Below are 7,381 nucleotides of genomic sequence, written 5' to 3' on the forward strand. Positions count from 1 at the left end.
TGCGGGGGTCTCCCCCCCCCCCCCGGGGGGGGGGGGGTGGGGGGGGGCCCCCCGCCGGCCCGGCGGCCCACGCCCCTCGCGGGAGGCGGGGGTGGTCCGCCCCCGACCGCGCCGCGTTCGCCCGCCTGCTCGGCCGGTTCGTCGATGGACTCGACTGACGGCGGCCCTGGCAGACTCGCAGTCGTGACGGATGTTTTCAGTGCGGGCGTCCTGGTCTACCGCCGCCGCGCCGCCGGGATCGAAGTCCTGCTCGGCCACCTGGGCGGCCCGCTGTGGGCGAAGAAGGACTCCTCGGCGTGGTCGATTCCCAAGGGCGAGTACGTCCCCGACGAGGAGTCGGCGCGCCTGGCCGCGGCCAGGGAGTTCACCGAGGAACTCGGCCTCCCTGTCCCCGACGGCGACTGGATCGATCTCGGTGAGGTGCGCTACGGCAGCGGCGGCAGGCGCAAGACCGTCACCGTGTGGGCCGTCGAGGGCGATCTCGATCCGGCCGAGGTCGTCCCGGGCAAGTTCGAGATGGAATGGCCGCCGCGCTCCGGCCGCACCGGCGTGTTCCCCGAGATCGATCGCGCGGCCTGGTTCGATCCGGCCACGGCCGAGGACAAACTCGGGAAAGGTCAGCGCCCCTTTCTCACCCGTCTCACCGACCACCTGGGCTGACGCCGGACACGCCGGGCGGTCACCTGGGCGGAGTACATTGCTGCTATGCCCCCCGACCTGCAGTTCAAGATCATGAACGCCGGCCACCGCGCTCTGCTCACCCTCAGCCGCGGCCGCATCGGCAACCGCTTCCTCGGGATGCCCTGCCTCGAACTGACCACGATCGGCCGCAAATCCGGCGCACCGCGCACGGTGATGCTGACCGCGCCGGTCATCGACGGTGACACCATCGTCGTCGTGGCCTCGCGCGGCGGCGACCCGACCCACCCGGCATGGTTCCTGAACCTGCGCGACAACCCGGACGTCGAGGTGTCGCTGCAGACCGGTCCGACGCGACCGATGACGGCTCACATCGCCACCCCGGAAGAACGGGCGAAGCTGTGGCCCCGGGTCGTCAAGGGGTACAAGGGCTATGGCGACTACCAGACCAAGACCACCAGGGAGATCCCGCTGGTGCTGCTCACACCGCGGACCTGATCAGACGAGGGCGGCCCGGAACTCCGTCGGGCTGCTGCCCCGCGAGCGCTTGAAGGCCGCGCTGAAACCGAACGCGTCGGAGTAGCCGACGGTGGTCGCCACCTGGGCGACGCTGCGCGCGGGATCGGCGAGCAGTTCCTCCGCCTCGGCCATCCGCCATTCGGTGAGGTAGGTCAGCGGCGGTTCCCCGATCACCTCGGTGAACCGCTTGGCGAACAGCGCCCGCGACACGGCGGCCTCGGCGGCCAGGCCCGCGACCGTCCACCGCTCGAAAGGCTTGGCGTGGATGGCTTCCAGTGCAGGACCGACCACCGGATCGGCCATCCCGCGGTACCAGTTGGGCGCGCAGTGCTGCTGCTCGGCGAGCCAGGTGCGCAGGTTGCAGACCAGCGACCAGTCCAGCAGGCGATCCATCATGGCCTGCGAGCCCGCGCTGTGCCGGACCGCCTCGGCGGCGGAGTCCTCGAGCCAGGCGCACACGTCGCTGTCGGCGGCGACCACCATCACCGGCGGCAGGGCGCGCAGGAGGCGTTCGTGCCGCCTGCCCGAGGCGCGATAGGCGCCGACGATCAGCGAGGTCTCCCCCGGCGCACCGGTTTCGGTGATCTCTTCATTCAATTCTGGTGTGGCGCAGGATGAATCGGTCCGGCCGAATCCGTCCGGCACGAAGCAGGACAGCTCGTACTCGGTGAGCGGCTGATCCGAAGCGGCCTCGGTATCGTTGAGCTGGAACGGTTCACCGGCCTGGACGACCGCCGTATCGCCCGCGCCGAGCCGGGTGCGCGACCCGTCGGCGAGCACCAGGGTGCCGCCGCCGCGCAGCACGCACACCATGATCAGCGGCGCTCGATCGGCGAAGCGAATCGTCCACGGTGCGCGCAGGACGGCGTGGGCGACGACCGAGCCGTCGGCGCGGATGCCACTCAGCAGCGAACTCAACGGGTCCATGCCATCAGCGTAGACGAACTCCTATCAACTGGAGATGATCACCCATAGATCGTCCACGCGAATCACGGTTGACTCGAAGGCACGGGGCACACCGTCCCACCCACGATCGAACAGGGAGCCCACCGTGTCGCAGTCGCTCACCACCACCGGGACGAACCAGTCCGAAACAGGCGCTCGCACAGCACTTGTCGTGCTCGCGCATCACCGCGCCGACTCGCTGTCCGCCCATATCGCGCGCCGCGCGGCCGACCGGCTCACCGCCGCCGGGTACACGATCGACTTCCTCGATCTGCACGCCGAGAACTTCGACCCGCGGATGACCGTGGCCGACCAGCCCGACTGGGGCAACCGCGACAAGCAGTACGCCCCCGGGACCGAGGCGCACATGCGGCGGCTGCTGGCCGCCGAGGTCGTCGTCGTGGTGTTCCCGGTCTACTGGCAGAGCGTGCCCGCGACGCTCAAGGGCTGGATCGACAGCGTCTGGAACTACGGATTCGCCTACGGCCGCAGCAAGCCGCGCCTGGCGGGCAAGCGCATCCTGTGGCTCGGCCTGGCGGGCGCGACCGCGGGCGACGAGATCCTCCCCGGCATGCAGCAGCTGCTGGAAGCCCAGCTCAGCGCCGGTCTGGCCTACTACAGCGGCTTCGCCGACTCCCGGGTCGGCTTGCTCCCCGACGCCGAGGACCAGCCGCAGAGCCTGGACGCCGAGGGCAATCTCGTCATCGGCGAGGCGATCAGCGGTGACGACCGCGCCGCGCACTACGCCGCGTTCGAGTCGACCGCCGAGGGCTTCGTCGACGACTTCCTCGCCGCGAACCTGGTCGACGCCTGAGCGCGGGGACCGTGCGGTGACGGTCGCGGTCACCGCACGGTCGGGGCCGTCCGCGGCTAGGAGCCTGTCTCGAAGTAGTGGACCGGCCTACGCGCTCGTCACCCCACGAGTCGAGTCACCAACCAGAATCTCCTCGGCCACCGCGCTGAACGTTCACTATCCCGCCGATCGGTCGCAATCGGGACTATCGGAGCGTGGAGTGAATGCTCAGCGCAAGCCGCAGCGTAGTCGGCCAACTTCGAATCAGACCCTAGATGCCCGGCAGGGCGTGCCGCAGGACACCGAACAGCTCTGTGGCCGTGCCAGATTCAGCGGCGGCCTGGTTGATGGTGCTGAGTGCGCTCGCGGTGAATTCGGCGCTCTGCTCCGGGACATAGTTGTCCGGGTCGTCGATACCGGGCGCGTACTGCGCGAACATGGTCGTCATCGCCTGCAGGAACGGCGCCATCAGCGTGGCCAGGTGCGCGGCGGTGCCGCCGGTGGTGCGCACCATCTTGCCGCCCTGCTGGAAACCGGCGAACATCGAGTACATGCCGCCCAGGATCGCCAGGTCGTACATCGCCGCGGCACCGAAATCCGCACCGACGAACTCGGCCCGGCCGAACAGTTCCAGCACCGCGCGGAACCGCTCGAAGGCGGCGGTCGCGCCGCTGTAGAGCACGAACGCCGCCGGTCCGCCGATCATCGACGGCACGGCCATGATGCCGCCGTCGATCAGGTCGACCTCGTTGGCCAGCGCCCATTCGCCCAGCGAGCGCGCCTGCTCCGGCGTGGTGGTGGTCAGGTTCACCACGGTGCGGCCGCGCAGTCGCGCCGCGGCGGGCTCGATGTGTTCGCGCACCGCCGCGTCGTCGAGCACGCACAGGATCACCAGGTCGGCCGCCGCCAGCGCCTCGGCGGAGCTCGCCGCGAGCACCGCGCCCTGCGCCACGAGCGGCTCGGCCCGCGCCGCGGTGCGATTCCACACCGTCACCTGGTGGCCGCCCACGAGCAGCGCCTGCGCCAGCGCGGTGCCCATCGCGCCGAGACCGATTACCGAAACCCGCTGTGCCGTCGCCGAGTTGGTCATGTTTCCCCTTGGTTCGAAGCTCTCGTCGCCGGTCGGCAACGCCCTCCTAGATTCGCCTGTAGCGGTACACTCCACAAGTACCGACTATCAAGTCCAATACTCACCAAGAAGTAAGTAAGGCGAACATGAAGCAGCGAGAGCGTCCGTATTCCTGCGGTATCGATGCCGCGCTCGACGTCGTCGGCGGCAAGTGGAAGGCGCTGATCCTGTGGGCGCTGTCCACCGGCACGCAGCGCTTCGGCGACCTGAAGCGGATGGTGCCGGGGGTAACCGAGAAGATGCTGATCCAGCAGTTGCGCGAGCTCGAGCACGACGGCATCGTCAGCCGGGAGATCTACCCGCAGGTGCCGCCGAAGGTGGAGTACTCACTCACCGAGCTCGGGATATCGCTGAACGCGGCGCTCGTCACGCTCGGCGCGTGGGGCAACGCGAACATGGACCACATCTGCGAGGTCAAAGGTGTTCTCGCGCCGGTGCACTGACGCGGGACCGTGGTCGGCCATCGCGCGCGACCTGCGACAGAGTGCGGCGCCGGTGTATCGCCCGGCGCCGCGCGGGCATCAGCCCCCGATGCCCTGCCAGGTTCGACCGGTGATGCGCTCGTAGGCCTCTTCGTACTTGCGCCGTGTCGCCTCGACCACGTCGTCGGGGATCTCCGGGCCCGGGTACTCCTTGTTCCAGCCGGTGGAGGTCGACCAGTCGCGCACGAACTGCTTGTCGAAGGAACGCTGCGCGCGGCCCGGCTCCCACTCGTCGGCGGGCCAGAAGCGCGAGGAGTCGGAGGTGAGCACCTCGTCACCGAGGGTGAGCACGTCACCGTCCCAGCCGAATTCGACCTTCGTATCGGCGACGATCACGCCGGCCTTCGCCGCGTGCTCGGCGCCGCGCGAGTAGATCTCGAGGGTCAGATCACGCAGCTTCTCGGCGACCTCGCGGCCCTCCTGGTTCACCACGTCGGCGAAGCTGATCGCCTCGTCGTGCCCCTCGGCGGCCTTGGTGGAGGGGGTGAAGATCAGCTCGGGCAGCTTGTCGCCGTCACGCAGCCCCGGCGGCAGGGCGATGCCGGACACGGTCCCGGACTGCTGGTACTCCTTGAGCCCCGACCCGGTCAGGTAGCCGCGCGCGATGCACTCGACCTGCACCATCTTCAGCGGCTTGACCCGGATACCGCGCCCGGCGAACTCGGCGGGCACATCGGTCGCGGAGACCACATGGTTGGGGATGCCGGTGAAGTACTCGAACCACCAGTTCGACAGCTGGGTCAGCAGCGCGCCCTTCTCCGGAATCGGCGTCGGCAGCACCACGTCGTAGACCGACACGCGGTCCGAGGCAACCAGCAGCAGGGTGTCGCCGTCCTCGTAGAGGTCACGAACTTTCCCGGCGTGCAAATGCTTCAACGTCGAGCCTCCGAATCCTGGATGGGCGTACTGGGTTCGCCCGGAACTCTACCGGCCCGCCCGATGACCGGATCCGGCCTGGTCACCGACGCGAGGCCGAATCACATTTCTTGGTACATCGGACGCGGAGCGCGCTTGGCGGCCCCGGCCGCAATTCCGCTCGGGCCACTGTCGCCGGCATGTTCAGAGCCTCGCTGCTGCTCCACAGAGGCGACGGTCGCGGGCTTTTCCTGGCCTAGGCCTGTTTCGAAGTCGCCGATAGTTCTGCGGACATGCGCTGAGCATCCACCAATCGCAAAGATGGTGCCGATTGCGCCCGATCTGCGCGAAAGTGAACGCTCAGCGCGGTGATCGATGGGCAGGGGGCGGCTCGTGTGTGGGCCCCCGCGAGTTCGCCCGGAGAGCCGATCAGGCGGTCGCGCGCTCGCCGTCAGCGACACGGAACGTGCGGCGGTAGGACAGCGGGGCGACGCCGACGGCGACCTGGAAGTGCTGACGCAGCGAGGTGCCCGTCGCGAAGCCGGCCCGGCTCGCGATCTGCTCGACCGACAGATCGCTGGCTTCGAGCAGGTGCCTGGCCCTGGACACGCGTTGCTGAGTGAGCCAGCGGCCCGGACTCATCCCGACTTCGTCGACGAACCGGCGGGCGAAGGTGCGCCGGCTCATTCGCGCGTGCGCGGCCAGCTCCGCCATGGTCAGCGGAAGTTCGAGGTGTTCGAGCGCCCAGTGCCTGGTGGCGGCGGTGCTCGCGACCGCGGGATCGGGAACGGGCTGGTCGATGTACTGCGCCTGCCCGCCCTCACGCCAGGGCGGCACCACGCACCGGCGTGCCACGTGGTTGGCCACCGCGCTGCCGTGGTCGGCGCGCACGATGTGCAGGCACAGATCGAGGCCGGAGGCGGCGCCCGCCGAGGTCAGAATGTCGCCGTCGTCGACGAACAGCACGTCCGGGTCGAGCCGCACCTGCGGGAAATGCCGGCGGAACGATTCGGCCAGGCGCCAGTGTGTGGTCGCGGGCCGCCCGTCGAGCAGACCCGCCGCGGCCAGGACGAACGCGCCGGTACAGATCGACACGATCCGGGTGCCCGGCCGGATCCGCGCGAGCGCGCCTCTGGTCACCTCGCCCAGCCCGGTGACCGACTCGGAAATGTCGCTGGCCGGAACCACCACCGTGTCGGCGGTCGCCAGCAACTCGGGTCCGTGCTCGACGGTGATCCCGAAGTCGGCGCAGGTTCGCACCGGCAGACCATCCGCGGAACAGGTGAGCACCTCGTAGCGGTCGTCGAGGGTGCCGAAGACCCGCTGCGGCGTGCCGAGTTCGAACGGATACACGCCGTCGAGTGCCAGAACCACCACGCGATGCATGGCACGATTCTATCGGATGATGACATCTCTGCCATTTTCCCGGCGCCGCCCACCCGGCACCGTTGACCCCATGACCGACACCATGCGCGCCATCAGCCAGGACACTCTCGGCGGACCCGAGGTCCTGCGCGAGATCGAACTCCCCCGTTCCACCCCCGGCCCGAGTCAGCTGCTCATCCGCGTCCACGCGGTCGGACTCAACCCGACGGACTGGAAGCATCGCGCCCTCCCCGGATTGTTCCTGCCCCCACCGCCTTTCGTGCTCGGCTGGGATGTTTCCGGCGTGGTCGAGGCGGTCGGGTACGGCGTCACCCTGTTCGAGCCCGGCGACGAGGTGTTCGGCATGCTGCCCTACCCGCACGGGCACGGTTCGCTGGCCGAGTACGTCGTCGGACCCGCGCGCGCCTTCGCCCGCAAGCCGGACAACGTCGACCACATCGTGGCCGGTGCAACGCCGCTCGCCGCGCTCACCGCCTGGCAGGCATTGGTCGACACCGCGAATATCCAAGCGGGACAACGGGTGCTGATCCACGCGGCCGCGGGCGGGGTGGGCCATCTCGCGGTGCAGATCGCGAAGTCACGGGGCGCGTATGTCATCGGGACGGCGAGCGCGGCCAAGCATGAGCACCTGCG

Annotated in this window: 9 protein-coding genes; 5 read left to right on the plus strand and 4 right to left on the minus strand. The window is 69.4% G+C overall.

Going from position 1 to position 7,381, the window contains the following annotated elements; all coding sequences use genetic code 11:
- Nucleotides 1–183 precede the first annotated feature (183 nt).
- The gene (locus ACFWPJ_RS19400) at nucleotides 184–660 is read left to right on the plus strand and encodes an NUDIX domain-containing protein (protein ID WP_378853195.1); all 477 of its coding nucleotides are present in this window, start codon (nucleotides 184–186) and stop codon (nucleotides 658–660) included.
- A gap of 45 nt (nucleotides 661–705) precedes the next feature.
- Nucleotides 706–1,137, plus strand: coding sequence for a nitroreductase family deazaflavin-dependent oxidoreductase (locus tag ACFWPJ_RS19405; protein ID WP_378853197.1), 432 nt, complete (start codon nucleotides 706–708; stop codon nucleotides 1,135–1,137).
- On the opposite strand, the gene ACFWPJ_RS19410 is transcribed toward ACFWPJ_RS19405, so the two are convergent.
- Nucleotides 1,138–2,085 carry an AraC family transcriptional regulator gene (locus ACFWPJ_RS19410; protein WP_378853199.1) on the minus strand — a complete coding sequence of 316 codons (948 nt, stop codon included), beginning with the start codon at nucleotides 2,083–2,085 and terminating at the stop codon, nucleotides 1,138–1,140. It abuts the gene before it with no gap.
- A 124-nt stretch (nucleotides 2,086–2,209) separates the two neighbouring features.
- Here ACFWPJ_RS19410 and ACFWPJ_RS19415 point away from each other — a divergent pair, with 124 nt between their 5' ends.
- The gene (locus ACFWPJ_RS19415; protein ID WP_378853201.1) at nucleotides 2,210–2,917 is read left to right on the plus strand and encodes an NAD(P)H-dependent oxidoreductase; all 708 of its coding nucleotides are present in this window, start codon (nucleotides 2,210–2,212) and stop codon (nucleotides 2,915–2,917) included.
- Between the two features lie 250 nt (nucleotides 2,918–3,167).
- Here ACFWPJ_RS19415 and ACFWPJ_RS19420 read toward each other — a convergent pair whose 3' ends face one another.
- On the minus strand, nucleotides 3,168–4,061 hold the full coding sequence (locus ACFWPJ_RS19420) for an NAD(P)-dependent oxidoreductase (RefSeq protein WP_378853203.1): 894 nt from the start codon (nucleotides 4,059–4,061) through the stop codon (nucleotides 3,168–3,170).
- A gap of 50 nt (nucleotides 4,062–4,111) precedes the next feature.
- Here ACFWPJ_RS19420 and ACFWPJ_RS19425 point away from each other — a divergent pair, with 50 nt between their 5' ends.
- Complete coding sequence (locus tag ACFWPJ_RS19425) at nucleotides 4,112–4,468, plus strand: winged helix-turn-helix transcriptional regulator (RefSeq protein WP_378853205.1); 357 nt, start codon at nucleotides 4,112–4,114, stop codon at nucleotides 4,466–4,468.
- Nucleotides 4,469–4,546: 78 nt separating this feature from the next.
- Here ACFWPJ_RS19425 and ACFWPJ_RS19430 read toward each other — a convergent pair whose 3' ends face one another.
- Both ACFWPJ_RS19430 and ACFWPJ_RS19435 read right to left on the minus strand, forming a co-directional pair.
- A complete protein-coding gene (locus tag ACFWPJ_RS19430) occupies nucleotides 4,547–5,383 on the minus strand; it encodes a phosphoribosylaminoimidazolesuccinocarboxamide synthase (protein WP_378853207.1) in 837 nt (278 codons plus the stop codon).
- Nucleotides 5,384–5,791: 408 nt separating this feature from the next.
- Nucleotides 5,792–6,748: a GlxA family transcriptional regulator gene (locus tag ACFWPJ_RS19435; RefSeq protein WP_378853209.1), complete on the minus strand. Its 957-nt coding sequence runs from the start codon at nucleotides 6,746–6,748 to the stop codon at nucleotides 5,792–5,794.
- 70 nt (nucleotides 6,749–6,818) lie between these two features.
- Between ACFWPJ_RS19435 and ACFWPJ_RS19440 the strand changes: the two genes are divergently transcribed.
- Nucleotides 6,819–7,381 (plus strand): NADP-dependent oxidoreductase (locus tag ACFWPJ_RS19440; protein WP_378853211.1); only part of this gene is annotated, 563 nt, incomplete at its 3' end.

It is taken from the genome of Nocardia sp. NPDC058497 (assembly GCF_042720195.1).
In the GTDB taxonomy this organism is placed as follows: domain Bacteria; phylum Actinomycetota; class Actinomycetes; order Mycobacteriales; family Mycobacteriaceae; genus Nocardia.